General features: G+C 68.2%; 26 protein-coding genes. 10 read left to right on the forward strand and 16 right to left on the reverse strand.

The features are described 5' to 3' along the window. Positions 1–48 precede the first annotated feature (48 nt). The 7 genes from N8888_RS01285 to N8888_RS01315 form a co-directional block, all read right to left on the reverse strand. The gene (locus N8888_RS01285; RefSeq protein ID WP_053516540.1) at positions 49–1,416 is read right to left on the reverse strand and encodes a leucyl aminopeptidase family protein; all 1,368 of its coding nucleotides are present in this window, start codon (positions 1,414–1,416) and stop codon (positions 49–51) included. Between the two features lie 3 nt (positions 1,417–1,419). Further along, positions 1,420–2,139 (reverse strand): HAD family hydrolase, encoded by a 720-nt coding sequence (locus tag N8888_RS01290; RefSeq protein WP_197600106.1) that lies wholly within the window; start codon positions 2,137–2,139, stop codon positions 1,420–1,422. 31 nt (positions 2,140–2,170) lie between these two features. Further along, the gene (locus N8888_RS01295; RefSeq protein WP_053516537.1) at positions 2,171–3,280 is read right to left on the reverse strand and encodes an AI-2E family transporter; all 1,110 of its coding nucleotides are present in this window, start codon (positions 3,278–3,280) and stop codon (positions 2,171–2,173) included. Positions 3,281–3,347: 67 nt separating this feature from the next. Further along, on the reverse strand, positions 3,348–3,785 hold the full coding sequence (locus tag N8888_RS01300) for a hypothetical protein (protein ID WP_053516536.1): 438 nt from the start codon (positions 3,783–3,785) through the stop codon (positions 3,348–3,350). After that, positions 3,782–4,252: a phage holin family protein gene (locus N8888_RS01305; protein ID WP_053516534.1), complete on the reverse strand. Its 471-nt coding sequence runs from the start codon at positions 4,250–4,252 to the stop codon at positions 3,782–3,784. The genes N8888_RS01300 and N8888_RS01305 overlap by 4 nt, the downstream gene beginning before the upstream one ends. Before the next feature lie 9 nt (positions 4,253–4,261). Then, positions 4,262–4,627: a hypothetical protein gene (locus N8888_RS01310; RefSeq protein ID WP_053516533.1), complete on the reverse strand. Its 366-nt coding sequence runs from the start codon at positions 4,625–4,627 to the stop codon at positions 4,262–4,264. 103 nt (positions 4,628–4,730) lie between these two features. Beyond that, the gene (locus N8888_RS01315) at positions 4,731–6,164 is read right to left on the reverse strand and encodes a Do family serine endopeptidase (protein ID WP_263176903.1); all 1,434 of its coding nucleotides are present in this window, start codon (positions 6,162–6,164) and stop codon (positions 4,731–4,733) included. Positions 6,165–6,655: 491 nt separating this feature from the next. Here N8888_RS01315 and N8888_RS01320 point away from each other — a divergent pair, with 491 nt between their 5' ends. Both N8888_RS01320 and N8888_RS01325 read left to right on the forward strand, forming a co-directional pair. Further along, on the forward strand, positions 6,656–7,483 hold the full coding sequence (locus N8888_RS01320; protein WP_111186482.1) for a histone: 828 nt from the start codon (positions 6,656–6,658) through the stop codon (positions 7,481–7,483). A 134-nt stretch (positions 7,484–7,617) separates the two neighbouring features. Further along, complete coding sequence (locus tag N8888_RS01325) at positions 7,618–8,301, forward strand: hypothetical protein (protein WP_111186481.1); 684 nt, start codon at positions 7,618–7,620, stop codon at positions 8,299–8,301. Positions 8,302–8,315: 14 nt separating this feature from the next. Here N8888_RS01325 and N8888_RS01330 read toward each other — a convergent pair whose 3' ends face one another. Continuing rightward, positions 8,316–8,675, reverse strand: a complete 360-nt coding sequence (locus N8888_RS01330; RefSeq protein ID WP_053516528.1) for a DUF1428 domain-containing protein — start codon at positions 8,673–8,675, stop codon at positions 8,316–8,318. Between the two features lie 274 nt (positions 8,676–8,949). Here N8888_RS01330 and N8888_RS01335 point away from each other — a divergent pair, with 274 nt between their 5' ends. Both N8888_RS01335 and N8888_RS01340 read left to right on the forward strand, forming a co-directional pair. After that, positions 8,950–9,522, forward strand: coding sequence for an OmpO family porin (locus N8888_RS01335; protein WP_053516527.1), 573 nt, complete (start codon positions 8,950–8,952; stop codon positions 9,520–9,522). Between the two features lie 186 nt (positions 9,523–9,708). After that, positions 9,709–10,380: a response regulator transcription factor gene (locus tag N8888_RS01340; protein ID WP_053516559.1), complete on the forward strand. Its 672-nt coding sequence runs from the start codon at positions 9,709–9,711 to the stop codon at positions 10,378–10,380. 9 nt (positions 10,381–10,389) lie between these two features. On the opposite strand, the gene N8888_RS01345 is transcribed toward N8888_RS01340, so the two are convergent. Continuing rightward, complete coding sequence (locus N8888_RS01345; RefSeq protein ID WP_065174221.1) at positions 10,390–10,779, reverse strand: DUF6165 family protein; 390 nt, start codon at positions 10,777–10,779, stop codon at positions 10,390–10,392. Positions 10,780–10,943: 164 nt separating this feature from the next. Here N8888_RS01345 and N8888_RS01350 point away from each other — a divergent pair, with 164 nt between their 5' ends. Next, on the forward strand, positions 10,944–11,636 hold the full coding sequence (locus N8888_RS01350) for a TorF family putative porin (protein ID WP_253119881.1): 693 nt from the start codon (positions 10,944–10,946) through the stop codon (positions 11,634–11,636). Between the two features lie 52 nt (positions 11,637–11,688). Here N8888_RS01350 and N8888_RS01355 read toward each other — a convergent pair whose 3' ends face one another. Then, positions 11,689–12,156 carry a YehS family protein gene (locus tag N8888_RS01355; RefSeq protein WP_053516523.1) on the reverse strand — a complete coding sequence of 156 codons (468 nt, stop codon included), beginning with the start codon at positions 12,154–12,156 and terminating at the stop codon, positions 11,689–11,691. Positions 12,157–12,241: 85 nt separating this feature from the next. Here N8888_RS01355 and N8888_RS01360 point away from each other — a divergent pair, with 85 nt between their 5' ends. After that, positions 12,242–12,733 carry a hypothetical protein gene (locus N8888_RS01360; protein WP_263176908.1) on the forward strand — a complete coding sequence of 164 codons (492 nt, stop codon included), beginning with the start codon at positions 12,242–12,244 and terminating at the stop codon, positions 12,731–12,733. An 88-nt stretch (positions 12,734–12,821) separates the two neighbouring features. Beyond that, the gene (locus N8888_RS01365; protein WP_065174225.1) at positions 12,822–13,574 is read left to right on the forward strand and encodes an SDR family NAD(P)-dependent oxidoreductase; all 753 of its coding nucleotides are present in this window, start codon (positions 12,822–12,824) and stop codon (positions 13,572–13,574) included. 99 nt (positions 13,575–13,673) lie between these two features. On the opposite strand, the gene N8888_RS01370 is transcribed toward N8888_RS01365, so the two are convergent. The 4 genes from N8888_RS01370 to N8888_RS01385 form a co-directional block, all read right to left on the reverse strand. Next, positions 13,674–14,552, reverse strand: coding sequence for an SPOR domain-containing protein (locus tag N8888_RS01370; RefSeq protein WP_065174226.1), 879 nt, complete (start codon positions 14,550–14,552; stop codon positions 13,674–13,676). 21 nt (positions 14,553–14,573) lie between these two features. Continuing rightward, positions 14,574–16,262 (reverse strand): arginine--tRNA ligase, encoded by a 1,689-nt coding sequence (gene argS, locus N8888_RS01375; RefSeq protein ID WP_053516518.1) that lies wholly within the window; start codon positions 16,260–16,262, stop codon positions 14,574–14,576. A 114-nt stretch (positions 16,263–16,376) separates the two neighbouring features. After that, positions 16,377–17,081 carry a RadC family protein gene (radC, locus tag N8888_RS01380; protein ID WP_065174506.1) on the reverse strand — a complete coding sequence of 235 codons (705 nt, stop codon included), beginning with the start codon at positions 17,079–17,081 and terminating at the stop codon, positions 16,377–16,379. A 70-nt stretch (positions 17,082–17,151) separates the two neighbouring features. After that, positions 17,152–17,778, reverse strand: coding sequence for a response regulator (locus N8888_RS01385; RefSeq protein WP_053516509.1), 627 nt, complete (start codon positions 17,776–17,778; stop codon positions 17,152–17,154). A 227-nt stretch (positions 17,779–18,005) separates the two neighbouring features. On the opposite strand from N8888_RS01385, the gene coaBC reads away from it, so the two are divergent. Genes coaBC through N8888_RS01400 form a run of 3 tightly spaced genes read left to right on the forward strand, consistent with a single transcriptional unit; the run spans position 18,006 to position 22,093 of the window. Then, positions 18,006–19,268, forward strand: coding sequence for a bifunctional phosphopantothenoylcysteine decarboxylase/phosphopantothenate--cysteine ligase CoaBC (gene coaBC / locus N8888_RS01390; RefSeq protein ID WP_065174227.1), 1,263 nt, complete (start codon positions 18,006–18,008; stop codon positions 19,266–19,268). Next, on the forward strand, positions 19,265–19,738 hold the full coding sequence (gene dut / locus N8888_RS01395; RefSeq protein WP_053516506.1) for a dUTP diphosphatase: 474 nt from the start codon (positions 19,265–19,267) through the stop codon (positions 19,736–19,738). The genes coaBC and dut overlap by 4 nt, the downstream gene beginning before the upstream one ends. A gap of 12 nt (positions 19,739–19,750) precedes the next feature. Then, on the forward strand, positions 19,751–22,093 hold the full coding sequence (locus N8888_RS01400) for a phosphomannomutase/phosphoglucomutase (protein WP_263176914.1): 2,343 nt from the start codon (positions 19,751–19,753) through the stop codon (positions 22,091–22,093). Between the two features lie 38 nt (positions 22,094–22,131). Here the strand turns inward: N8888_RS01400 and N8888_RS01405 are convergent, their stop codons facing one another. Both N8888_RS01405 and N8888_RS01410 read right to left on the reverse strand, forming a co-directional pair. Beyond that, positions 22,132–22,845 carry a response regulator transcription factor gene (locus tag N8888_RS01405; protein WP_053516504.1) on the reverse strand — a complete coding sequence of 238 codons (714 nt, stop codon included), beginning with the start codon at positions 22,843–22,845 and terminating at the stop codon, positions 22,132–22,134. Further along, positions 22,826–25,480, reverse strand: coding sequence for an ATP-binding protein (locus N8888_RS01410; protein ID WP_111186504.1), 2,655 nt, complete (start codon positions 25,478–25,480; stop codon positions 22,826–22,828). The genes N8888_RS01405 and N8888_RS01410 overlap by 20 nt, the downstream gene beginning before the upstream one ends. Positions 25,481–25,509 lie beyond the last annotated feature (29 nt).

Raw genomic sequence — 25,509 nt, forward strand, 5'->3', positions numbered from 1 at the left:
CTCGGTGGAGCGGACCCCTGTCCGGCTCCACCCGCGCATCGGCTGCGCTCAGGCGTAGCGTGCCTTCAGCATCGCCCAGGCCGAGCGCAGGGCCAGTGCTTCGCCGCCGGCCGGGCGGCCCGGCCGTTCGCCATCGTTCCAGGCGTACACATCCAGGTGCGCCCAGCGCTGGCCATCCTCAAGGAAGCGCTCCAGGTACAGCGCGGCGGTAACCGAGCCCGCCATGCGCGAACCGGCATTGGCCAGGTCGGCGATGCCGCTGCTCAGGTAACGCAGGTAGGGACGCCACAGCGGCATGCGCCAGACCGGGTCGCGCGTTTCATCTCCGGCCTGCAGCCACTGCTGGGCGACGGTGTCATCGTTGCTGAAAAGTGCCGGCAGGTCCGGGCCCAGCGCGATGCGCGCAGCGCCGGTCAGGGTCGCGAAGTCCAGCACCAGGTCCGGCTTCTGCTCAGCGGCGAAGGTCAACGCGTCGCACAGGATCACACGGCCTTCGGCGTCGGTGTTGTCGATCTCCACGCTCAGGCCCTTGCGGGTGGCGATGACTTCGCCCGGACGGAACGCATCCGGGCCGATCGCGTTCTCCACCGCCGGCACCAGCAAGGTCAGGCGCACCGGCAGCTGCTGGGCCATCACCAGTCCTGCCAGGGCCAGCGCGTGCGCGGCGCCGCCCATGTCCTTCTTCATGTTGCGCATGCCATCGGCCGGCTTGATGTCCAGCCCACCGGTATCGAAGCACACGCCCTTGCCGACCAGCACCAGCGCCGGATCCGTCGCCTTGCCCCAGCGCAGCACGACCAGGCGCGGCGCGCGATGCGATGCGCGGCCGACGGCATGGATGGCCGGGAAATTCTGCGCCAGCAGCGCATCACCGGTGATCGCTTCGACCTCGGCGCCGTGCGCCGCTGCCAGCGTGCGTGCGGCCTCTTCCAGCTGCTGCGGACCCATGTCCTCGGTGGGCGTGTTGACCCAGTCGCGCACGCGCAGGCTGGCGGCGATCAGATCCGCCACTTCCCCGGTCGGTGCGGCAACCAGCTGCGCCGGGTGCCGGTTGCGCTTGCGGTAGCGGTCGAAGCGATAGCTGCCCAGGCCCCAGCCCAGCTGCAGCAGTGCCTGCTCGCTGGCCGGCAGCTCACTGGCGAGCTGCCACACGCTGCCTTCGGGCAGGGCGTGCGGCGCGTGCGCATAGCTGTAGGCATCGCCGCGATCGCCCACGCCCATCACCGCACCGGCCAGACCCTCGCTGCCGGGCAGCAGGGCGATGCTGTGCGAGCCGGCGGTGAAGCCCTGCGAGGCCAGCCAGGCCTGCGTGGCGGCCGGCTGTCCGGCGTTCCAGCGGGCGAACTGCTCGCGATCCAGCACGTACAGCGGCAGTGCGGCAGAAGTGTCGGCGGTGAAGCCCGTGATCTCGCTCATGCGTCAATTGCTCCGGGATGCGGTGGCGCCGAGGTTGGCGTCCAACCAGTCGGCCAGGCCGGTGAGGGTGTCGAACTGCAGGTCGGGCTGCAGCTGCGGATGGGTCCAGGTGGCGGCGTCGCGGTTGATCCAGCAGCCGCGCAGGCCGGCGGCGATGGCGCCGGCCACGTCCATCTCGATGTGGTCACCGACATGCAGCACCTGCGCCGGGGCCACGCCCAGCCGGGCACACGCGGCATGGAAAATGCTCGCCTCCGGCTTCGCCGCGCCATGTTCGCGCGCACCCAGCTGGAAGGCGAAATGATGGGCCAGCCCGATCCGCTGCAGGTCCGCATTGCCATTGCTCAGCGCGGCCACCGGTACCCGCGCGGCGATACGCGCCAGGGCATCAAGCGCATCGGGATAGCACTCCACCTGATTGCGCGCGGCATAGAACGCTTCGTAGGCCGGCTCCAGCAGGTCCAGGCTGGCGCCGCTGTTCTGCAGCGCCTCACGCAGCGTCAGCCGGCGCAGCGCGCTCAGGTCATGATGCAGATGCGGGTTGTCGCGGAACGAGCGCTCGCGCAGTTCGCGCATCGCCGCCAGCGGATACATCGCGGCGGTGGCCGGGCTGTGTTCACGCATCCAGTCGTGCAGCACCTGGTCGATGCGGGCGCCGATCGGTGCGAACGGCCACAGCGTGTCGTCGAGGTCGAGGGTGATGGCAAGGACAGGGAAATTCACCCGGCCATTCTACGCCTGCCCGCACGCGCTTTCATTCCAGCAGGCGCGCCCAGCCCTGCATGCCGTCCAGCCGGGCCAGCACCAGCTTGATGCAGACCAGCAGCGGCACCGCCAGCAGCAGCCCGATCATGCCCCAGGCCCAGCCGAACACCATCAGTGCCAGGATCAGGACCAGCGGCGAGAGCTTCATGCGCCGGCCCAGCACGATCGGGGTCACCAGCTGGCCCTCCAGGGTATGCAGGCCCAGATATGCCGCAGCGGGCAGCAGTGCCTGCAGCGGGTCGCGGAATTCGACGAAGCCCATCAGCAGCATCAGCGCCACTCCGATCAACGGGCCCACATAGGGCGCGAAGTTCAGCAGTGCCGCCACCGTCCCCCACAGCAGCGCTTCCTGCAGGCCGATACCCAGCAGCATCAGCACGCCCGCGAAAACCAGGCCGACCAGCGTGTTGATCACGCTGATGGTCAGCACATAGCGCGACACCTCGCGCTCGATCGAGCGCAGGATGTCGCTGGTGAAGCGCTGTTGCTGGCGGTTCGGGAACAATGCGATCGCCGCGCGCTGCAGGCTTTGCCCATAGATCATGAAGAACAGCGTCAGCAGGACCACGGCCAGTACCGAGGCGGCCAGCCGGGGTGCGCGGGTCAGCATGCGATAGGGATCGTCCAGCTGGGTCCGGATCACCTGCACCTTGCGATTGCTGTCGCCGCCGGCAACGCGGGCGAAGTTCTCGGCCGCCAGATTGGCCTGCTGCACCGGCTTGGTCAGATCCTGTACCTGCCGGGCGACCTTGCGCAGCTGTTGTGGCGCTTCCTGCGCCCATTCCATCGCCGGGCCGATCAGCTGCACGGCCAGCGAGCTGGTCACGCCCAGGCCGGCACCGAGAACCAGCAGCGCTCCCAGCGCCCGCGGAATCCACAGCTTCTGCAGCAGGCGCAGGATCGGGTTGCCGACCAGCGCGAAGAACATCGCCAGCAGTACCGGCAGGATGATGTCCTGTGCGGCCCACAGCGTGTAGGCCACCGCCAGCGTTGCCAGCACCACCAGCGACATCGGCCCGCGCGGGCGGGTGGGCGGCGGAAGGGCGGCAGCAGACGGTGCGGGTTCGGCCGGTGACGGGGACAGGAGGGACTCGCTCATCGACGTACCGACCGGGAAGGGGAGCCTATTATCCGTCCGCCGCAGTCAACGCGGCGGATGCTGTTCGTCAACGTTCGGACAGTTCGGTGGCCGCTTCGGCAGGCCGCGGTTCGCGCGCCTCAGGCTCGGCAGGTGGCGCGGAAGCGGGTGCCGCGGCAGCGGGAGCGACCGGATCGGCGGCGGCTTCGGCAGTGTCGGCCGCATCGTCTGCGGTGTCGGCGGCGTAGGCTGCCACGGCGGCAGCCAGCGCTGCCTGGCCGCTGGCCACCAGGCTGGAGACCGAGCCGATCATCTGCAGCCAGCGCGCACCGTTCACTTTGCCCGGCACTTCCAGCTTGCCGGCCACGAAGCCACCGGCCAGGCCGACCACCACGATGCGCAGGGGAGACCAGCCCCTGCGCCAGACCTCGCTGAGCACGGTCCAGTTGTCCTGGGTTTCACCCATGCGCACGGCCACCACCTGTTCGCAACGTTTCACCCGCCGCTGCAATGCGCCGAACTTCATGGCTTGCCCTCCGGTATCTGTACGCCGGCATCGGGATCGTCTTCGCTGGGCTCGTCGAACAGGCCAAGGCGCGACAGCTGGCGCCGGGTAGCATGCATGCCGGTGTGGTGGAAGAAGTAGGACACCCGCCAGATCGCATAGCCGGTTACCGCGAGGCTGATCAGCGAGGTGATCAGAAGCGCCTGCAGCCAACTCAGGCCCCAGCTCTGCAGCAGGGCGATGAGCGTGGCGGCCATCAGCAGCCAGGCCGAGGCCCCGAACACGATCGCCACGCCCGCCCAGGCCAGGGCCCGGCCGAACGCACTGCGGGCGAGCGCGAAATCCGACGAGGCCAGGCGACGCAGCGAGCGCAGCGTGTGCTTGGCCGAATCGGCGGCGGCGCGACCGGCCGCGCCGACCTGGCGGATGCTCTCGTCCAGCGGCGGGGTGGCCGCCGGATCGGGGCGTTGCGTGTTGTCTTCGCTCACGCCGTGGACTTACTTGTCGCTGCTGCCGCGAGCCAGCTTGGCGATGATCCAGCCAGTGGCGAAGGCAACACCGAACGATGCCAAGGGACGTTCACGGATCAGTTCAGCGGCGCTGTCGATCAGATCCTTGCCCTTGTCCATCAGTGCATCGACCTGTTCCTTGGCGGCAGCGCCGCCGAATTCAGCCGCAGCCAGGCCGGACAGCGCCGTGTCGGACAGCTCGGCCTTGACGTTGGCCTTGCCGATGCGCAGTTCGTCGGTTGCAGCGCCGGTCGCGCCCTTGATCGCACCGCCGGCAGCACTGGCGGCCTGCTTGAGGTGGGAACCGGCTTCACCCAGGTGTTCCTTCAGGTTCTCGGTATTGGTGGGGCTCATCGAATCACTCCTGTTGCGATGGGGGAACGGACGATCGGCTTCAGCCGACAGGGACGTACAGCAATAGCACTGGCCGGGTATAGGGGGTGTTACGGCGGAGCGATCAGCGCATCACCAACTGGCCCTGCTGCTGGCCGTTGTTGCGCAGGATGCGCAGCACCAGGGTCGGCGGCCGCTGCTGGAAATTGGCGCGCCAGCTGGCCAGGTCGGCGAATTCACCCACCGTGGCATCGGTGATGATGTCGCCCTGCTGGAGCCCGTTGCTGGCTGCGCGGCTGCCGCGCTTGACCTCGCTGACCAGCACCCCGCGTACGCCGGACTGGCGCAGCGATTCGGGCAGGTCGACGAAGGTCGCGCCGCCCAGGCGCGGGTCCAGGCTGTCGCCGCTGGCGGCGCGCGCCTGCTCCTTCAGCGTCGCCCGGATCTGCAGCGGCTTGCCTTCGCGGCGCACGTCCAGCGTCAGTACGCTGCCTACCGCTGCCAGGCCCTCCACGTTGTGCAGGGCTTCGGCGCTGTCCACGCGCTGACCGTTGGCAGCAACCACCACGTCGCCCGGCTTCAGCCCGGCCGCCGCACCGGCCGAACCGGCCAGTACCCGGGTGATCAGCGCGCCGCGGGTTTCGCCCAGGCCCAGGCCCTGGGCGATCTGCGCGCTCAGGTTCTGGCTTTCCACGCCCAGGGTGCCGCGCACCACCACGCCATGCTTGACCAGCTGGTCGACCACGCTGCGCGCCAGGTTGGTGGGAATGGCCAGGCCCAGGCCGATGTTGCCGGCCATGCTGCCCTGCGGGTTGAAGCTGGCGGTGTTGATGCCGACCAGCTGGCCCTGCAGATCGACCAGCGCACCTCCGGAGTTGCCCGGGTTGATCGAGGCGTCGGTCTGGATGAAGTTCTGGTAGCCCAGCCCACGGATGCCACTGCGGCCGACCGCCGAGACGATGCCCGAGGTCACCGTCTGGCTGAAGCCGAACGGATTGCCGATCGCCACCACGAAGTCGCCGACCCGCAGCTGGTCGCTGTTGCCGAGCTTGATCTCGGTGAGGTTCTGCGCCGGGATGCGGATCAGGGCGATGTCGGTGTCGCGGTCCGAACCGAGGAATTCCGCCTTGACCGTGCGCCCGTCAGCGAGCGTCACCTGCACGTCATCGGCGTTCTCGATGACGTGGTGGTTGGTCAGCACCAAGCCTTCCTTCGCGTCGATGATGACGCCCGAACCCAGCGATTCGTTGATCCGTTCCTGCGGAATGTCCGGGAACAGGCGGCGGAAGAACGGGTCGTTGAAGAAGGGGTTGCGTACCCGTACCACCTGCTTGGTATTGACGCTGACCACGGCGGGCATGGTCTTTTCCAGCATCGGTGCCAGCGAAGGCACCGGCTGGCCGGCGACCGAAGCCGGCAATGCGGCGGTGGCCGGAAGGGCAGCCGGCAAGGGCGCGGCGTCGGCGCGGTTGTCCAGGTGGGCGTTGATGCCGGTGGCGACGAATCCACCGAAGGCGGCGGCGATTGCGAGCGTGAGAAGGGTAGGTAGCGGTCGCATGGGAGTCGGTTCGCAGGCGTGGGATGGGGGCCGTTGGCCCATACGGTAAAACAAGCTGAATGAATCTGCCGCGGCGTGGATAAATGCGCGATGAAAGAGACCCTCGTCGATGCGGCGCCCGACGACGGCTGACCCGCCTGCGGTGCGGTCGGCCATCGGCGCTACACCGATAGGGTGTGTCCGCCGGCGTGGCCAGGACACCCTCTGATACTTGCGCAGTTCCGCCGATCCACGGTGCGCGATGGCACGTCGCGCGTGCAGGTTCCGGCAAGGGGCGTGCAGGCAGCCCGTCGCCGCGACGTGCACCTCAATCCGATGGCGCAGCGCTGAAAAAAAGGGGTTTGCTGCGGATCGACGGTAGCAGCACCAGCCTCCCCCTACACTACTATCGTCGCAGCAGACGCGATTGCAGGCGTACCACCCGTTCCACGATCGTCATTGTCGGTATAGCATCGCCCCGTTTTGACAATCCACGCCCCCAGGAGGGCAACATGAGCAACGGTAATGGTGTGTCGGTCGTGACCGACGCCGTCGAGAACGCGAAAGAAACCGCCACCAACGTCGGCGAGACCATCGCCCACGCCGCTGAAGACGCAGTGAAGTCGGTCAAGAAGACCGTCAAGCGCGCCCGCAAGGCCGCCACCACCCGCGTCGCCAAGGCCAAGAAGGCCGTGGCCAAGGTCGAGAAGACCGTTGCCAAGAAGGCCGAGAAGGCCGCCAAGTCGGTCGGCAAGACGGTCGCCAAGGCCAAGCAGAAGCTGGAAGCCGCCAAGAAGAATGCCAAGGCCGAAGCCGCTGCCCTGAAGAAGGAAGTGGCCAAGAAGAAGGCCGCTGCCGGCAAGACTGTCGCCAAGAAGGCTGCTGTTGCCAAGAAGTCCACCAAGGCCGCCACCAAGGCTGCCGGCAAGAAGGTCGCCACGGTGAAGAAGGCTGCGACCAAGAAGGCAGCCGCCACCAAGAAGACGGTTGCCAAGAAGGCCGCCGCCGCGAAGAAGGTTGTCGGCAAGAAGGTGGCCACCGCCAAGAAGGCCGTGGCCAAGAAGACGGTCGCCGCCAAGAAGGTGGCTGGCAAGAAGACCGTGGCCGCGAAGAAGGTCGTCGGCAAGAAGGTTGCCGCTACCCGCAAGGTCGCCACCAAGAAGACGGCTGCCGCCAAGAAGGTTGTCGGCAAGAAGGCCGCTGCTACCCGCAAGACGGTTGCCAAGAAGGCAGCGACCACCAAGAAGGCTGTCGCCCGCAAGGCTGCACCGCTGAAGAAGGCCGCTGCCAAGAAGGCCCCGGCGAAGAAGGCCGTGCGCAAGGCCGCCAAGCGCAAGTAATCGCGCGAGCGGCGAAGGCCCCTCCGCCCTGCCGGGCGGTGGGGCCTTCTGCGTTCATGGGGGACAACGGCCCGGCATGAAGCCTGCGGGATCGTCCTGGGGCAAGATGAAGTCCCTCCGCTGGAGTTCCCATCATGCGCGGCATCGATTTCAGTTCCTGGCAGGGAGTGCTTTCCACGTTGGCCGGCCTGGTCCTGATCACGCTGCTGGGTGTGGGTATCCGCCTGCTGGTGATGCAGACCCTGCAGCAGCGCCGCGAGCGCGAGAACCGGCAGATCAACGAACGGCTGCGCACGCTGATGGCCGCCTACAAGACCCTGGGCGGTTCGTTCACCGGTGAGCTGGGGGTCGACCCCAGCCATCTGCGCGACCTGCGCCAGCGCGCCCATGAGCAGGGCATCGTCGAACCCGGCTCGGATCGCGCGAGGCGCATCCGCGATGCCGTCGAAGCGGCCTTGTCGGACATCCTGCTGCTGGGTACCGATGAGCAGGTGCGGCTGGCCGCGCGCGCCGCCGATGAGCTGGCGCAGGGACGGCCGGTGCACACGCATGAGCTGGTGGTGTCGCTGCGCGATTTTGTCCGCGAAGCCTTGGATCTGGCGCCGATCCCGGCCGATCTGCAGATTCCACGGCAGGGCCCGACCCGGCCCGCGGGCGGCAGCGGGGGCGGCAAAGGCCGCCCTGAAGGCGAAGGCAAGGGCGGCCGTGCGGGCGGCGGCGGAATGGGCATGGGCGCCGGCATGGGCGGGCTCGGCCTGGGGGCCGGCGCCGCGCTGGGCGCCGGCACTGCCGGAGAAGACGACGCAGGTACGCGCTGAGCGCCGCGAAGGCGTCAGCGGGTCAGTTCGTAGATGGGTGTGAAACCGCCATAGATCATCCGCGCACCGTCGAACGGCATCGGGTTCTTCGCGGGGTCCAGGCGCGGGTCTTCCATCATCTTCTGCATGCCCGCATCACGGGTGGCCTTGTCAGGCCACTCGATCCAGGAAAACACCACCGTCTCTTCCGGTGTCGCTTTCACTGCGCCGAAGAAGTCCGTCGTCTTGCCATGCGGCACGTCATCGCCCCAGCACTCGACCACGCGCAGCGCCCCGTACTCGATGAAGACCACGTCGCCGCTTCGCGCATGGGCGAGGAACTTTTCCTTGTTGGCGGTGGGAACCGCCAGAACGAAACCATCGATGTAACTCATTGCCTGCCTCCGTGATGGACCGCACTGCATGTGCGGCCTTCTTCTGTTCGACGAACCAGGGCGCCGCAGATCGACACGGCCGCGATCGAAGCATTCAGGACGTACCCGCGCGCCGCGCGTATGCCAGAGACCGCCTGAATCAAGCCAGAAAATTCAGCAATGCGAAGGTTGCTGTTTTCAGGGTGCGTTGTGGCGAATAACGGAGAATTTACATTCCCGATGCGACGGCGCTTCCGCGCTGCTGCTCACCATAAGAAAGTAAAGGTGTACCCCCATGAAGAATTCGCTGATTGCCCTGGCGCTGGCTGCTGCCCTGCCGTTCTCCGCCTCGGCTGCCGAGAACCTGTCCTACAACTATGCTGAAGCCAACTACGCCAAGACCGACATCGACGCGTTCAAGGCCGACGGCTGGGGCGTGAAGGGTTCCTACGGCTTCCTGCCGAACTTCCACGCCTTCGGTGACTACAGCCGCCAGGAAATCGACCACACCAATCTCAAGCTGGACCAGTGGAAGGTCGGCGTCGGCTACAACCAGGAAATCGCACCGTCGACCGACTTCGTGGCCCGCGTGGCGTACCAGAAGCGTGACCTGGAGCATGGCCTGGATTTCAACGGCTACAGCGCTGAAGCCGGCATCCGCACCGCGTTCGGTGCCCACGCCGAAGTCTACGGCATGGTTGGTTACGAAGACTTCTCGAAGAAGCGCGGCATCAATCCGGAAGGCGAGTGGTACGGCCGCCTGGGTGGTCAGGTGAAGCTGAACCAGAACTGGGGCCTGAACGGCGAGCTCAAGATGAACCGCGACGGTGACAAGGAATACACCGTCGGCCCGCGCTTCAGCTGGTAATCGCTGCAGGCGCTCTGCGCCCTGCGTGCATCGACAGGCCCGGCATCTGCCGGGCCTGTTGCGTTCCACCCAACCGAAATGAAATCTGACTGCGGCTGCGCAGTCGATGCTGCATTGCAACGAATTGGATTCCGCCGTTGCAGGGCGCGACCTACGGTGGGCATCCACTTCCGCCGGATCCGACTGATGCCGCCCGCCCCCGCCACCCCGCATACCGGGAAGCTGCGCCGCCTGGCGCTGCTGGATCCGCATCCGGTGCTGCGGCTGGGCCTGGAAGTGTTGTTATGTGAGCACAGCGGTCTGCAGGTCCGTGGCAGCTTCGCCAATGAAGCCGACCTGCTGTCGCTGCTGCATCAGCAGCCCGGTTGTGTCGATCTGCTGGTGATCGATGCCCTTCCGCTGGGTGACCAGGGGGTTGGCCTGCAACTGCTGCGCACGCTGTCGCAGCAGTGGCCGTCGTTGCCGGTGCTGGTGCTTTCAGCCCATTGCAACGCCAGCACGGTGGTGACGGCCATGCAGGCCGGCGCGCGCGGCTTCCTGTCCAAGGCGACCGCACCGCGCGTGCTGCTGCGGGCTGTGGAGGTGGTGGCCCGGGGTGGGCGGTTCGTGCCGCCGGAACTGCGCCCGCAGTTGAGCCGCTCGCGGGCGCGCCGCATGCCCTCATTGATGCCGCTCAGCCGCCGCGAGCGCGAGGTGCTGCGCCTGGTGCTGGAAGGCTGCAGCACCGGCGAAGTCGCGCAGCGCTTCGGCCGTTCCGCAAGCACGGTCAGCTCGCAGAAAAAAGCCGCCTACCAGAAGCTCGGCATCCGCAGCGACGGCGAGTTGTTCCGCATCCGCCACCTGCTCGAATGCGGCTGAAACCCGGGCTTATTCGCCCTGGTACTGCTTTTCTTCGACCAGTGCCGAACCTGCAACGCGGTTGATCTCGTTCTTGACCTGCACGCGCTCGCCATTGGTACCGTACACGCCGCGCGCCAGCTGGACGAAGGCATCATCGAACACCTGTGCCGCTTCCTTGTCGCGCAGCTGGTCCTGGATGTCCCACATGCGCTCGTTGATGGCCTTGAGCTGCTGCTTCAGCGCGGCAAGTGCCGGCTGTGCCTGCAGCTGCTGCTGCAGCAACGGCAGCAGGCCGTCCAGCTCGGTGCGCACATTGGCCAGCTTGGTGGCATCGCCGATGCGTTCGGCCTTGATCTCGAGAATGGTGATCTTGTCGATCAGCTCGCCGATCGATACCGGCGTCAGGATGGCGTCCATGGGGGGTTTCCTGGAAACAGGCGGCCATCATACCGCGCCACTGCCAAGCGGTTTTACGCTGATTTTGCGCCCCGGCCACGGTAGCGCCATCGAACCGTTACGGCCCTGCCATCGACACTGCCGTCCCGGCGGTTGAGCCGCCATTGGATGAGGAATGATGTGCAGTGAACAGCAAGGGGATGATCGCGGCGGTGGCCGCGGCGTTGGCGGGGCTGCTGGGCGTCGGCACCGCACAGGCACAGGTGAGCGGCAACGCCACGTTGACCAGTGACTACGTCTGGCGCGGCAGTTCGCAGAGTGACGGCGACCCGGCGGTGCAGGCCGGAGCGAAGTTCGCGCTCGCGTCCGGGTGGTATGCCAGCGCGTGGGGCTCGAACGTATCGTTCAAGCCGGACAACGGCGCACGCAGCGAGTTCGATCTGGTGGCGGGCTGGTCCGGCACACCGGCCGCGGACTGGACGCTGGACGCCAACCTGACCCGCTATGTGTATCCGGGGACAGCCCGCGCGCTGGACTGGACAGAGTTCGCTGCCACGGTGGGCTGGAAGCAGCGGACCTGGCTGCAGGTCGCGCATTCCAGCGATGCCCTGGCCGGTGGCCATCGCGGTACGTATGCACAGCTGGGCGTGCGCCTGCCGCTGCGCGAGCGCTTCCGGCTTGAAGCGGCCGTGGGCCACTACTGGCTGGAGGCCGCACAGGGGCCGGATTACCTGCACGGGCAGCTCAGCGCCATCGCCACGTTGGCTCCGGCGTGGGAAGTGCGGGCCACCGTGCATGACACCGATACCGCGGCCAGACGCCTGTTCCCGGGCAACGCGGGCGGGCGCTGGGAACTGGCGCTGCAGGGCAGCTTCTAGCGGGCCGGCGCCGCTACGACGGTATCGGCCCCATGGGCCGGTACCGCGCGGCTCAACCGCGCAGGCGCTGGCTCAGGCCCTTGAGGAAGTTGCGCAGCATCTGATCCAGGCAACGTCGGTAGTTGGCATGTCCGGGTTGGCGGAACAGCGCCCCGATCTCGGACTTGGATACCTTGAAGCCGGCGCTGGCGAAGATGTCCATCAGATCGACGTCGCGCAGCTGGAACGCCACGCGCAGCTTCTTCAGCACCAGGTTGTTGTCGACGCGGGTTTCCACGGCGCGCTGCGGCTGGCTCTCGTCGCGGCCGCGCAGGTGCACGATCAGGCCATCCAGGAAGTGCGCCAGCGCACTGTCGTCCATCGGCACGAAGCCGGCTTCATCCTCGCGCCGCAGCCACGCCCTGGCCTGCTCCAGATCCACCGCGAAGGTCGGGTCGGCCAGCTGGCACAGGGCCACCACGTGATGGTCGCCCAGGTCCAGGGAGTAGCGCACGCTGCGCAGTACATCATTGTTGATCATGGCCCATTGTAGCGGTCTGGCCGTTGTCACCGGATTGTCACCGGATTGAAGCATCGTGAGCGCTGTTCCGTAGAGACCTCCTCCGATGCGCCGGTACCTCGTTCTCCTCCTGCTGGCGGCCAGCAGTGTTGCCGCCCATGCCCAGGACCGTTTTGTTCCGGTCGAACAGCGGCTCACTGCGGCCCAGCTGGCCGAAGTGGGGCTGAGTCCGGCCCAGCTGCAGGCGTTGAACCGCGTGCTGCGCCAGGCAGAGGCCGCGTCGCCTGCCATTTCCGCGGCCACGGCCGCCCCCGCCGACGCGCCGCTGCCTGCGAATGTTCCGGCGCCGGCAGCCATGCACCTGGGGCTGGAAGAAGGCCCGGTCAGCGCACGCGTGGTGGGGGAGGTGGCCGGTTGGGCCCCCGGCACGGTGTTCACCCTCGACAACGGACAGCAATGGCAGGTGATGAAGGGACAGATGAAGCTGCGCAGGGCCCTCCAGGCGCCGCAGATCGAAGTGATCCCTGGCATCGCCGGCCGCTGGTTCCTGCAGGTCGACGAGGATCTGCCGAAGGCCCGCGTGTTCCGCCTGCGCTGAGTGTGCCCGGCGCGAAGACCGATCAGGCAAGGCAGGGTCCTGCCGACGGTGCCAGAATGGGGGTCTCGTTCCTCCATGGAGTTGCCTGATGTCCCGCACCGTCCTGATTACCGGCGCCACGTCCGGGTTTGGCGCCGCCGCCGTCCATCGCTTCGCCCAGGCAGGCTGGAAGGTGATCGCCACCGGCCGTCGCAGCGATCGCCTGCAACCGCTGGTCGAGCGCTATGGCAAGGACGTGGTGCACGCAGCGGCGTTTGATGTCCGCGATCCGATCGCAATGGAAGCGGCGCTGCTGGCGCTGCCCCCCGCATTCGGTGAGATCGACCTGCTGGTCAACAACGCCGGTCTCGCGCAGGGCACCGCTCCGGCGCAGAGCGCCAGCCTGCAGGACTGGACGACGATGATCGATACCAACATCACCGCCCTGGTGACGTTGACCCACCGCCTGCTGCCGCAGCTGGTCGAACGCAGGGGTGCGATCATCAACATCTCGTCGGTTGCCGGTGTCTACCCGTACCCGGGCGGCAACGCGTATGGCGGTACCAAGGCGTTCGTCAGCCAGTTCTCGCTGGGCCTGCGTTCGGACCTGCACGGTACGGGCGTGCGTGTGACCACCATCGAGCCGGGCATGGCCGAGACCGAGTTCACGGTGGTGCGTACCCACGGTGACCAGGCCGCGTCGGACAAGCTGTATTCCGGCGCCAACCCGATGACCGCCGAGGACATCGCCGAGCAGATCTTCTGGGTTGCCAGCCTGCCGCCGCATCTGAACATCAACCGCCTGGAACTGATGCCGGTCAGCCAGTCGTTCGCCGGCTTCCAGGTCGCGCGCGAGGGCTGACCTGCGTGCCTTCAGGGCCGCCCGGCGTGGGTCGGCCCTGCGGGGCCCAAAAAAAGAAAGCCGGGCAATGCCCGGCTTCTTCCGTTCAGACCCGAACGATCACTGTGCCTTGATCGCCATCGCCTGCAGGCCGGTGCCATCCAGCTTCTGCTTGGCTTCGGACAGCTCACCGGCGCTGCCGTAGGGCCCCATGCGCACGCGGTACACGGTCTTGCCATTGATCTGCGCCGACTCCACCCGTGCCGCCAGGCCCATCATCGCCAGCTTGGCCTTGGTGGCCTCGGCGTCGCCGGAGGCGCCGAACGCACCTGCCTGCAGGATGTAGCGCGCGTTGTCGCCGGCCACGGCCGGTGCTGCAGCGGCGGCCGGCGGCGCGTCCACGCGGGCGGCCTGCGCGGTCGATGCCGTGCTGGTCGCCGCCGGACTGGTCGTGGCCGGTGCAGCCGTTGCCGGGCGTTCGCTCAGCGGGGCAGGCAGCGGACGGCTGGTCGCGGTCACCGGTGCCGTGCTGGCGACACTGGCCGTCGCGGTCGGTGCCGGCGTTGCGGGGACCGGTTTGCCCTCCAGCGCCGCCTGCGCGCGCTGCGCTTCGGCCTTGGCCCGGCGCTGTTCCTCGGCGCGGGTGCTGGCAGCCAGTTCGGCATCGGACATCTCCACTTCCTTGCCGGGCAGCAGGGTGTAGAAGTCGTACTGGGTCGCCGCCGGCTTCTCGGCTTCGGCCGGTTTCGGCGTGGCCGGTTGTGCGGCCGGCTGCGTGCCGACATCGCTGTCGGCATCGGCGACCGGCGCCGGCTGCGCGTTCGGGTTCGGCTGCGGACCGGCGCGCAGGAAGCCATCGCCCTCGCCCTTGAACAGATTCGGCGCCGCCAGGAACACCACGGCGGCGATGGCCACACCGGCGACCAGCCACACCCATCCCGGGGTGCCCTGGCTGCTGCTGTTGCGTCGTGCCTGGTTTTTGCCGCGTCGTGCTGCCATGTGTACTGCGTCTCCTGATGCTTACATTTTTTCCGGGGCGCTCACGCCCAGGAGGTCGAGGCCATTGGCCAGCACCTGACGCGCCGCGCAGGCCAGCGTCAGCTTGGCGTTGCGATCGTCGGCGTCGTCCACCAGCACCGGTGTCCCGTGATACCACGTGTGGAAGGCATGCGCCAATTCACGCAGGTACTGCGCCACCAGATGCGGCTCCAGCGCCACGCCGGCGGCTTCGACCACTTCCGGATAGCGCGAGATCTCGTTCATCAGCAGCAGCGAGGCGTCATCGGCCAGGCGCACGAGCTGACCCAGGCCACTGCCCTGGTCATAGGCCAGGCCCTTCTCCTGCGCCTGGCGGAGCAGGCTGCACACGCGGGCATGCGCGTACTGCACGTAGAACACCGGGTTGTCGTTGCTCTGCTGGCGGGCCAGATCGATGTCGAAGGTCAGCTGCGAATCGGGCTTGCGCGCGATCAGGAACCAGCGGGTCGCATCGCGTCCAGCTTCTTCGATCAGGTCGCGCAGGGTGAAGTAGCTGCCGGCACGCTTGGACAGCTTCACTTCCTCGCCGCCGCGCATGACGGTGACCATCTGATGCAGCACATACTCGGGCCAGCCCTGCGGGATGCCCACTTCCAGCGCCTGCAGGCCTGCACGCACGCGCGCCAGCGACCCGTGGTGGTCGGCGCCCAGCTCGGTGATCGCGCGCTCGTAGCCGCGCTGCCATTTGGACAGGTGGTAGGCCACGTCCGGCACGAAGTAGGTGAAGGTGCCGTCGGACTTGCGCATCACGCGGTCCTTGTCGTCACCGAAGTCGGTGCTGCGCAGCCACAGTGCGCCGCCTTCCTCGTAGGTGTGGCCGGACGCCTGCAGCTTGGCCACGGTTTCCGCGACCTTGCCATCGGCGTACAGCGAGCTTTCCAGGAAGTAGATGTCGAAATCGACGCCGAACGCGGCCAGGTCCAGGTTCTGCTCGTTGCGCAGGTAGGCCACCGCGAAGCGGCGGATCGCCTGCATGTCGTGCGGATCCTTGGCGCCGACCACGAGGGTGCCTTCCAGGTCGACGCTGGCGCCGGCCATGTAGGCTCGCGCGACATCGGCGATGTACTCGCCGCGGTAGCCGCCTTCCGGCCAGCCCTCCTGGTCGGGGGCGATGCCCTGGACGCGGGCCTGCACCGACAGCGCCAGGTTCTCGATCTGCACGCCGGCGTCGTTGTAATAGAACTCACGCTTGGCGTTCCAGCCGTTGGCGTCGAGCACGCGGGCCACGCAGTCGCCGATCGCCGCAGCGCGGCCATGGCCGACGTGCAGCGGACCGGTCGGGTTGGCCGACACATACTCCACGCCCACCGTGCGGCCGTTGCCGGACAGGTTGCGCCCGTAGTCGTGGCCTTCCTTGATGACCGAGGCGGCTTCGCGCTGGTACGCGGCCGGAGCCAGGTGGAAGTTGATGAAGCCGGGTCCGGCGATCTCGACCTTGCTGACGTCCTCGCTGCGCGGCAGCGCCTCGACCAGTGCCTGCGCCAGTGCGCGCGGGTTGCTGCGCGCGGCCTTGGCCAGCAGCATCGCGGCGTTGGTGGCGAAGTCGCCATGGTCACGGGTCTTCGGGCGCTCGACCACGAAGTCCGGCGGCAGGGAGTCGGCGGGCAGGGTGCCATTGGCGCGCAAGGCTTCGATGCCTTGGCTGATCAGGGCGCGGAGGAGATTTTTCACGAGGCCTGCTGTGAGAATGAGCGGCGGAATCGCCCATTTTAGCGCAGATGCCGGCGGCCACGCTGACCGTTGCCTGCCTGTGCGGTCCCCCCGGGGCGGCCGGGGAGCCGGGGCTCAGCCGAACAGGCGGGCCTGGCGCTGGCCCAGCAGGCCACGTTCAGCAAACGAAACAGGGCGGCCTTCGCCCACTACGAAATGGTCGAGCAGGCGGATGTCGACCAGGGCCAGGGCCTGCTGCAGCTCCTCGGTGATGCGCGCGTCGGCCGGCGATGGCTCCGGGTCGCCGGACGGGTGGTTGTGGCTGATGATCACGGCGGCGGCATTGAGCTGCAGGGCGCGCCGCACGACCTCCCGTGGATAGACCGCCGCTGCGGTGAGGGTTCCGGCAAACAGTTCCTCGCACGCGATCAGCCGGTGGCGGTTGTCCAGGAACAGCACCAGGAACAGTTCGCGGGCCTGCCCGCGCAGACGGTGCTGCAGGTAGCGCCCCACCGCCCCGGGATTGTCGCCAACTGCTTCGCCGTGCTGCAGTTCGGCGGCCAGGTACCGGTGGGCCAGTTCCAGGCCGGCGGCCAGGGTGCAGCTGCGGGCCGGCCCCAGCCCGGGCAGCCGTGCCAGCTCGCCGGCAGGCCGGTCCAGCAGCACCCGTAGCGGACCGTGCGCGTGCAGCAGGTCGCGTGCAGTCTGCACGGCATCGCGGCCGCCGACCCCGGAGCCGAGGAACAGCGCCAGCAACTCCGCGTCGGACAGCATGGTGGGACCCCGCGCCAGCAGCTTCTCGCGGGGACGTTCCTGTTCAGGCCAGTCATGGATGGGCATGCCTGCATCATCGCCAGCGGCGCCCGGCGCTCCCATCGGCACTTGCCGCCGATGACCGTCAGCCGATGCCTCAATCGCGCACGGTCTTCAGGTAGTCGAACAGTTCCTGGTTGCTCTGCAATCCCAGCTTGCGCTTGGCCTCGGCCTTCTGCCGGCTGATCGTCTTCGGGCTGCGGCCGCAGCGGGCCGCGATGGCGTTGATGTTCAGGCCCTCGGCGAGCAGCTGCAGGACTTCCTGCTCGCGCGCGGAGAGCGAGACCGGTGTGCGCTGGAACAGCAGGTCGCGCGACTGCAGGTGATGACGCAGCTGCTGTGAGACGAAGACCTGGCCGGACATGGCTGCCGCGAGCGCCATCGGCAGCTCGGCGAAGCCGGCGCATTTGTCGACCAGGCCATCGATGCCTTCGCGCAGCAGCCTGTCCAGCAGTCCCGGGTGGCGCGCTCCGGTCAGCACCACCACCGGCAGGCCCGGATGACGCTCGCGCAGTGCGCCCAGCAGCGCAGGGCCGTCGGGGCCGACGCCGGGCATGGACAGGTCGGTGAGGACGGCATGGCAGGTTTCACGCTGCAGCAGGTCGAGCAGCTGGGCACCGTCGGCCGCGCTGCCGGCCACCTGCATCTGGTGAGCCTCCAGCACGATACGGATGCCATGCAGTACAACCGGATGGTCGTCGGCGATGATGATGCGCGGTTGCACGCGGGATCCTCGGGGAAGCGGAGCGGCGCACCGGAGGTGGCCAGTACCGATTCTGCAAAGCCGACCAGGGCACGGGTATAGGAAAGTTCCGAATCATCGGCGGGTGAACCCGGGAACTGCGGTAGTGGAAGTTCCATCTGCTGATAGCTGCCAGCTATGTGCGCTGTGCATCGGGACATTACCGACCATCGGGTAAGCTAGCGCCCTCGTTTGCACAGGAATTCCAGGTGGCTGACTCCCCCAACGCATCCCCCGCGCCGGCCGGCGCGCTGGAAGGCCAGAAACTGCTGTTGTGTGTCGGCGGCGGGATTGCGGCTTACAAGGCCCTGGAACTGGTGCGGCGGCTGCGCGATGCCGGGGCGCTGGTGCAGGTGGCGATGACTGCCGGCGCCCAGCAGTTCGTGACCCCGCTCAGTTTCCAGGCCCTGTCCGGGCAGCCGACCCGCACTACGTTGTGGGACAGCGCCGCCGAACAGGCCATGGGCCACATCGAGCTGGCGCGCTGGGCCGACCGCATCGTGATCGCACCGGGCACCGCCGACCTGCTGGCGCGCCTGGCCCATGGTCACGCCGACGACCTGGTCAGCACGTTGTGCCTGGCCAGTACCGCGCCGCTGACCGTGTGTCCGGCGATGAACCATCGCATGTGGCTGCATCCGGCCACGCAGGCCAACATCGCACTGCTGCGCCAGCGGGGCGCGCAGGTGATCGGACCGGTCGACGGGCCGTTGGCCGAGGGTGAGTCCGGCCCGGGGCGGCTGGCCGAGCCGGGTGACATCGTTGCCGCGCTGGCGGCCAACGGCAATGCCGTGGCGCCTGCCGCGCCCGCGGCAACCCGCGCGCTGCAGGGACTGCGTGTGCTGATCAGCGCCGGACCCACCTACGAGGACATCGACCCGGTGCGCTACGTCGGCAACCGCAGCAGCGGCAAGATGGGCTTCGCACTGGCCGCGGCCGCGGCGACGATGGGGGCGCAGGTGGTGCTGGTCAGTGGTCCCGTGCAGCTGCCGACGCCGGTCGGCGTGCAGCGCGTCGATGTGCGCTCGGCCGCACAGATGCGCGACGCCGTGCTCTCATCGCTGCCGGCCGACATCTATATCGGTGCCGCCGCCGTGTCCGACTACACCCCACGGCAGGTGGCGCCGCAGAAGCTGAAGAAGACCGCCGACAGCCAGTCACTGGTGATCGAACTGGTGCGTACCCCGGACATCCTGGCCGAGGTGGCCGCGCAGACGCAGTCGCTGAAGCTGGTGGTCGGTTTCGCCGCCGAAACCCACGACGTGGAGAAGTACGCGCGTGGCAAGCTGGTCGACAAACGCCTGGATCTGGTGATCGCCAACCAGGTCGGCATCAGTGGCGGTGGCTTCGAAAGTGACAACAACGCCGCCACGGCCTTCTGGCAGGATGGCGAACAGGTATTCCCGGCGACCTCCAAGCGCGAGCTGGCCGAACAACTGCTGGCGCTGATCGCGCGGAGACTTCAGGCATGACCCAGGTGATTTCATCGCAACCGTTGCAGGTCAAACTGCTCGATCCGCGCTTCGGCGACAGCTGGCCGCTGCCGGCGTATGCCACCGAGGCCAGTGCCGGCATGGACCTGCGCGCAGCGCTGGACACCGCGCTGACTTTGCAGCCGGGCGATACCGCGCTGGTTCCCAGTGGCCTGGCCATCCACATTGCCGATCCGCACCTGTGCGCGGTCATCCTGCCGCGTTCGGGCCTGGGCCATCGCCACGGCATCGTCCTCGGCAACGGCACCGGCCTCATCGACGCCGACTACCAGGGTCCGCTGCTGATCAGCGTCTGGAACCGGGGCCGCGAGGCCTTCACGATCGAGCCGGGTGACCGCATCGCGCAGCTGGTGGTGGTTCCGATTGCCCGCGTCAGCCTGCAGGTGGTGGATACTTTCACCGACAGCGTGCGGGGAACGGGTGGATTCGGCCATACCGGGGTGCGTTGACGGGGGACATTGATGAGCGGCATCGGGGAAAGGCAGCAGGGACGGTCGTTGGGGCGCAGCGCACCGCTGCTGGCAGTGCTGCTCGTGTTGCTGGCCGGCTGGTTCGGCTGGAGCGCCGTGCAGCAGTGGCGCCAGGAGGCAGGTGGCAAGGCGCTGGAAGAGGCGCGTGACCAGGCCGTGCAGGGCCTGCAACAGGCCGCCAGTGGCCAGTTGCAGCAGCTGCAGCAGCAGTTGAAGAACGAGCGCCTGCAGCAGGCGCTGCAGGCCGGCGATGCGTCCGCCGCTGCGCTGGCCCTGCGCGAGAGCTGGTCCGGCGTGGAGCGGGTGGAGGTGCTGGGCGCCGACCTGGCCGCTGCCTACGCCGATCCGGCCACCTTTGGCTATGCGCGCCTGGCCCTGCTGGAGCAGGCATTGGGCGAGGACCGGCCGAGCCTGCGGGTGGTCCGCGATGGCGGTGGCAACCGCCTCGGCCTGGCTGCGCCGGTGCAACTGGGCAGCCTGGGGGCGGCGGTCGTCTACGTCCGTCAGCCGCTGCTGCGCCTGACCGCGCCGCTGGATCAGATCCGCGCGCCTGCCAGTGGTTTCCTCGGCCTGCGCCAGGGCACGCACGATCTGGTCACCCAGGGCGATTCCGGCCTGGCGCAGATCGCCGAGGCGCAGGCCAGGCCGATTGCCGGCACCCCGCTGCGGCTGGCAGCGGCCGTGCCCAACGTCGAACCCGGCCCGCTCGGTCTGGGCGCGCTGGCCAGCGGTATCGTCGCGCTGCTGCTGGCCTTCATCGCCGTGCTGCTGCTGGTCGGTCGCGACCGCCTGCCGAAGCGCCTGCCGCTGCCGCGGCGCACGTCTGCCGTCGAGGTGGATGAGGGCCCGACGCTGCGCGAGAGCCTGCAGATGGCGCCGCCACAGGCCGCCGAAGCTGCCGCCGACGCCACAGTGGCCCCTCCGCCGCCGGTCCCGGCGGAAGCGCTGGCAGCGGGCATCTTCCGGGCCTACGACATCCGAGGTGTGGTGGGCAGCGAACTGACGGTAAAGACCGCCGCGCTGATCGGCCAGGCCATCGGTACCGCTGCGCTGGAACAGGGCCTGCGCGAGGTGGTGATCGGCCGTGACGGGCGCCTGTCCGGCCCCGAGCTGGCAGCCGGCCTGGCCGAAGGCCTGCGCCGTGCCGGCTGCGCGGTCATCGACATCGGCCTGGCGCCCACGCCGGTCGTCTATTACGCCGCATTCCACCTGCGTACCGGCACCTGCGTGGCGGTGACCGGCAGCCACAATCCTCCCGAGTACAACGGCTTCAAGGTCGTCATCGGCGGCGAAACGCTGTCCGGCGATGCCATCACCGGCCTGTACCAGCGCATCGTCGAGGGCCGCCTGGTGCAGGCGGCAGAACCGGGTGACTACCAGCAGCGCGATGTCGGCGCCGATTACATCCAGCGGATCGCCGATGACGTGCAGCTCGACCGCCCGCTGAAGGTGGTGGCCGACGCCGGCAACGGGGTTGCCGGTGCGCTGGCCCCGCAGCTGCTGGAAGCGATCGGTGCCGAGGTGATTCCGCTTTACTGCGATGTTGATGGCACCTTCCCCAATCATCATCCCGATCCCAGCGAGCCGGACAACCTGCAGGACCTCGTACAGACGGTCAAACGCTTTGGCGCTGATCTCGGCGTGGCCTTCGACGGTGACGGCGACCGCCTGGGCGTGGTCACCGGCGAGGGCAGGATCATCTACGCCGACCGCCTGCTGATGCTGTTCGCCGCCGATGTGCTGATGCGCAATCCCGGGGCGATGGTGATCTACGACGTGAAGTGCACGGGCAAGCTGTCCGACCACGTGCTGCGCAACGGCGGCAGCCCGCTGATGTGGAAGACCGGGCACTCGCTGATGAAGGCGAAGATGCGCGAGACCGATGCCGAGCTGGCGGGCGAGATGAGCGGCCACTTCTTCTTCAAGGAACGCTGGTTCGGCTTCGATGACGGGCTGTACGCCGCCGCGCGCCTGCTGGAGATCCTGGCCCAGCGCGAGGAAACCCCGGATGAGGTGCTGTCCGGACTGCCGGAGATGGTGGCCACACCGGAGCTGAAGGTGCCGGTGTCCGAGGGTACGCCGCACGCCCTGGTGGCGATGCTGGTGGCGGCAGCGCAGTCGCCGGACAACCCGTATGTGGGTGGCCGCCTGTCGACCATCGACGGCCTGCGTGTGGATTTCCCCGACGGCTGGGGACTGGTGCGCGCCTCCAACACCACCCCGGTACTGGTGCTGCGCTTCGAGGGCGAGGACGAGGCGGCGCTGGAGCGCATCCAGGCACTGTTCCGCAGCCAGCTGCAGCCGATCGTCGGTGACACCCCGCTGGGGTTCTGATCGATCCGGGTGGGTGCCGACCGTTGGTCGGCACACCCTCACCCCTTGAACCGCAATCCGACGCCAGGTTCGGTGAACAGGTAGCGTGAATCCAGCGCCGAATCGCCCAGCTTGTGCCGCAGCTTGCCCACCAGGATGCGCAGGTAGTGCGTGTCGTGCTGGTGGGTGGGTCCCCAGATCTCCTGCAGGATCTGCGGCTGGGTGACCACCCGGCCGGCATTGCGCAGCAGCAGCGACAGCAGCGCGTACTCCTTGCGGGTCAGCGCCACCGGTTCGCCCGCGATCGCCACTTCCCGGCGCACCAGGTCCACATGCAGATGGCCGTCGTCGAATACCGGAGGCGTGCCATCGGTCGGCACGCTGCGTGTCCGCAACAGCGCGCGCACCCGCGCCATCAGTTCCTGCGTGCCGAAGGGCTTGGTCACATAGTCGTTGGCACCGTTGTCCAGCGCCCGCACCTTTTCCGCTTCTCCGGCACGCACGGTCAGCATGATGACCGGCACCTGGCTCCATTGCCGCAGCTGCTCCAGCACCTGGTGGCCCTCCATGTCCGGCAGGCCGATATCCAGGATCACCAGGTCCATGTCCTCGCTGGCAGCCAGCTGCAGGCCTTCCTGGCCGGTCGCGGCCTGCCTGACCTGATAGCCCTGCGCCCGCAGGCTGATATCCAGGAAACGGCGGATCTGGGTCTCGTCATCGATCACCAGCACGCGCGGGGCCGGTACGCTCGCATCAATCGGGGTCGGGCTCATCGTGGGAGGCTGGCTTGAGCAGGGGCAGGGTGATGCGGATCAGGGTACCGCGACCGTCACGTCCCGGCAGCGCCTGCACGCTGCCGCCATGCGCGCCGATCATTCCCTGGCAGATGGTCAGGCCCAGACCGGTACCATGGCGGCCACGGTCGCCACGCTCGACGCTGTAGAACATGTCGAAGATGCGTGCCCGCTCTTCGTCGGGGATGCCGGGACCGGCATCGATCACGTCGATGCGCAGTTGGCCGTCCAGTTCGCGCGCCTGCACCTGTACCGCGGCATCGGCGGGGGAGAACTTGGCCGCATTCTCCATGACATTGAATACCGCCTGCTCGACCAGCGCCGGATGCACCCAGATCGGCGCCAGGGTCGGCGGGATATCCAGTTCCAGCCTCACGTTGGGCTGGTAGCGCTGCAGCCGTCGCGCGGCCGACCCGATCAACTCGTCCACCCCGATCCAGTCGCGGTTGATCTTCAGGCCTTCGTGGCCCAGCCGGGTCATGTCCAGCAGGTTCTGGATGTAGCGGTCCAGCCGTTCGCCTTCGACCAGGATGGTGTCCAGCAGCGCGCGGCGGTCAGCCACGTCCATCGCCGTGCCATAGCTGGCCAGGCTGTCGGCCGATCCGATCATCGCCGCCAGCGGCGAGCGCAGATCGTGCGATACCGAAGACAACAGAGCAGAGCGCAGGCGCTCGGTCTCGTTGCTGACGTGCGCCCGCTCCAGCTCGGCCACCAGCCGCGTGCGCAATGCCGCCTGGGCAATGTCGTCCACCATCGCTTCGGCGAGCTGGCGCTGCTCGGGCAGCAGGCGTGCACCTGGCAGATACAGGCCGGCCACGCCGATTGCACGGTCCTCGCCATCAAGCAGGGGCAGGAACCACCATTGCGCGCCGGCCAGCGTATCGGTGAAACGCCCGCTGGGCTGGCCGTGGCGCAGTGCCCAGTCGGCGGCAGCCAGGTCGGTGTCGCCGGGCAGGGTGCGGCCGCCGGCGGTGGTGTCCACGCCGATCCGCAGCCATGCCGGCACGTCCATCGCCTGCTCCAGCGCATGGCGGCCGGCCAGTGCCACCTCGCCATCGCCGGCAGCGCTGGCCAGCTGTCGCCCCAGCTGCTGCCGCGCGCGCGCATGACGGTTGGCGGCCCGCAGGGCGATCACCTGCATGCGCAGCCGTGATGCCAGGCGCCCGGCCACCAGTGCCGCTGCCAGGAACAGGAACACGGTGATCACGCCTTGGCGTGCGCCGATGGCGAAGGTGAAGCGTGGTGCGATGAACAGGAAGTTGTAGGCAAGGAAGCACAGGATCGCGGCCATGACCGCCACGCTGGCGCGGGTGCGGGCTGCGACCAGCACGACCGCCACGATAAACACCATCGACAGGTCGGCCATGCCCACCCAGCGTTCAACCAGCCACGCGACCAGGCAGGCCAGCGCGGTGGCGAGCAGGGCCTGCAGTGGTTCGTGGTTGATGCCGCGCGCCGGCGGCAACAGGCCTTCGCGGCGCGAACGCGCACGTGCCTGCGGCGTGCTGATGATGGTGATTTCGTAGTGCGCACCGCGCTGGATCAGCTGCTGGGTCAGGGTGCGGTTGAACATCCGTGCCAGCGGCCGCTCGCGGGTGCGGCCCAGCACCAGGGTCGAGACACCGTTGTGCGCGGCGTGGTCGAGCAGGGCATCGGCGATGCTGGAGCCATGCAGCAGTTCGGCATCGCCGCCCAGGCGACGTGCCAGCGCGAACGCCGCGTCGATCTCGCGTCGGGTTGCTTCGTCCTGGCGTCGTCCCTGCACCGTCACCACCGTCCACGGCGCATCGCGCCGTTCGGCAATGCGGCGCGCGACCCGCACCAGATACTCGCTCTGCCCGCCACCATCGATCGCCACCAGTACGCCGCGGCGCAGCGGCAGGTTGCCCTCGCCGCGTGCGGCACGGGTCTCGCGCAGGCTGCTGTCGACACGATCAGCGGCTTCCTGCATGGCCAGCTCGCGCAGTGCGGTCAGGTTGGCCGGCGAGAAGAACGCCTGCAGTGCCTGTGCCGCCTGCTCCGGCACGTACACCTTGCCCTGCTGCAGGCGGGCGATCAGTTCGCGTGGCGGCAGGTCCACCAGCACGATGTCGTGCAGGCGGTCGAGCACACCGTCCGGCACGGTTTCGCTGACCCGCACCCCGGTGATGCGCATCACCACGTCATTGAGGCTTTCCAGGTGCTGGATGTTGACCGTGGTCCAGACATCGATGCCCGCATCCAGAAGCTCCATGACATCCTGCCAGCGTCGCTCGTGGCGGCTGCCCGGTGCATTGCGATGTGCCAGTTCGTCGACCAGCACCAGCGCCGGGCGCCGCGCCAGCACGGCATCCAGGTCCATTTCCTGCAGGGCGTGGCCGTGGTAGGCCACGTCCTTCAGCCGCAGCCGTGGCAGTCCTTCCAGCAGCGCCTGGGTATCGGCACGGCCGTGCGTCTCCACCAGACCCACCACCAGGTCGACCCCCCGGCGCAGCTGTTCCTGCGCGCGGTTGAGCATCGTGTAGGTCTTGCCCACGCCCGGCGCCGCGCCGAGGAATACCGTCAGCTTGCCACCGGCTTCGCGTTGCAGGCCTTCCACCAGGGCGTCGGCCTGGCGGGTTCGCAGGTCAGTCATGGCGGCCATTGTGCGCGCAGCGGGTGCAC

It is taken from the genome of Stenotrophomonas maltophilia, from assembly GCF_025642255.1.
Classification (GTDB): Bacteria; Pseudomonadota; Gammaproteobacteria; order Xanthomonadales; family Xanthomonadaceae; genus Stenotrophomonas; species Stenotrophomonas maltophilia_P.

What these genes read in the sequence shown, in the direction of transcription:
- N8888_RS01400 (WP_263176914.1), top strand. Translation starts at nt 19,751, where the DNA reads ATGAGCGGCATCGGGGAAAGGCAGCAGGGACGGTCGTTGGGGCGCAGC.
- N8888_RS01340 (WP_053516559.1), top strand. Translation starts at nt 9,709, where the DNA reads ATGCCGCCCGCCCCCGCCACCCCGCATACCGGGAAGCTGCGCCGCCTG.
- N8888_RS01330 (WP_053516528.1), bottom strand. Translation starts at nt 8,675, where the DNA reads ATGAGTTACATCGATGGTTTCGTTCTGGCGGTTCCCACCGCCAACAAG.
- N8888_RS01355 (WP_053516523.1), bottom strand. Translation starts at nt 12,156, where the DNA reads ATGATCAACAATGATGTACTGCGCAGCGTGCGCTACTCCCTGGACCTG.
- N8888_RS01310 (WP_053516533.1), bottom strand. Translation starts at nt 4,627, where the DNA reads ATGAGCCCCACCAATACCGAGAACCTGAAGGAACACCTGGGTGAAGCC.
- N8888_RS01320 (WP_111186482.1), top strand. Translation starts at nt 6,656, where the DNA reads ATGAGCAACGGTAATGGTGTGTCGGTCGTGACCGACGCCGTCGAGAAC.
- N8888_RS01365 (WP_065174225.1), top strand. Translation starts at nt 12,822, where the DNA reads ATGTCCCGCACCGTCCTGATTACCGGCGCCACGTCCGGGTTTGGCGCC.
- N8888_RS01315 (WP_263176903.1), bottom strand. Translation starts at nt 6,164, where the DNA reads ATGCGACCGCTACCTACCCTTCTCACGCTCGCAATCGCCGCCGCCTTC.
- N8888_RS01325 (WP_111186481.1), top strand. Translation starts at nt 7,618, where the DNA reads ATGCGCGGCATCGATTTCAGTTCCTGGCAGGGAGTGCTTTCCACGTTG.
- N8888_RS01300 (WP_053516536.1), bottom strand. Translation starts at nt 3,785, where the DNA reads ATGAAGTTCGGCGCATTGCAGCGGCGGGTGAAACGTTGCGAACAGGTG.
- N8888_RS01405 (WP_053516504.1), bottom strand. Translation starts at nt 22,845, where the DNA reads ATGAGCCCGACCCCGATTGATGCGAGCGTACCGGCCCCGCGCGTGCTG.
- N8888_RS01370 (WP_065174226.1), bottom strand. Translation starts at nt 14,552, where the DNA reads ATGGCAGCACGACGCGGCAAAAACCAGGCACGACGCAACAGCAGCAGC.
- N8888_RS01335 (WP_053516527.1), top strand. Translation starts at nt 8,950, where the DNA reads ATGAAGAATTCGCTGATTGCCCTGGCGCTGGCTGCTGCCCTGCCGTTC.
- N8888_RS01295 (WP_053516537.1), bottom strand. Translation starts at nt 3,280, where the DNA reads ATGAGCGAGTCCCTCCTGTCCCCGTCACCGGCCGAACCCGCACCGTCT.
- N8888_RS01360 (WP_263176908.1), top strand. Translation starts at nt 12,242, where the DNA reads ATGCGCCGGTACCTCGTTCTCCTCCTGCTGGCGGCCAGCAGTGTTGCC.
- N8888_RS01345 (WP_065174221.1), bottom strand. Translation starts at nt 10,779, where the DNA reads ATGGACGCCATCCTGACGCCGGTATCGATCGGCGAGCTGATCGACAAG.
- dut (WP_053516506.1), top strand. Translation starts at nt 19,265, where the DNA reads ATGACCCAGGTGATTTCATCGCAACCGTTGCAGGTCAAACTGCTCGAT.
- radC (WP_065174506.1), bottom strand. Translation starts at nt 17,081, where the DNA reads ATGCCCATCCATGACTGGCCTGAACAGGAACGTCCCCGCGAGAAGCTG.
- N8888_RS01285 (WP_053516540.1), bottom strand. Translation starts at nt 1,416, where the DNA reads ATGAGCGAGATCACGGGCTTCACCGCCGACACTTCTGCCGCACTGCCG.
- N8888_RS01410 (WP_111186504.1), bottom strand. Translation starts at nt 25,480, where the DNA reads ATGACTGACCTGCGAACCCGCCAGGCCGACGCCCTGGTGGAAGGCCTG.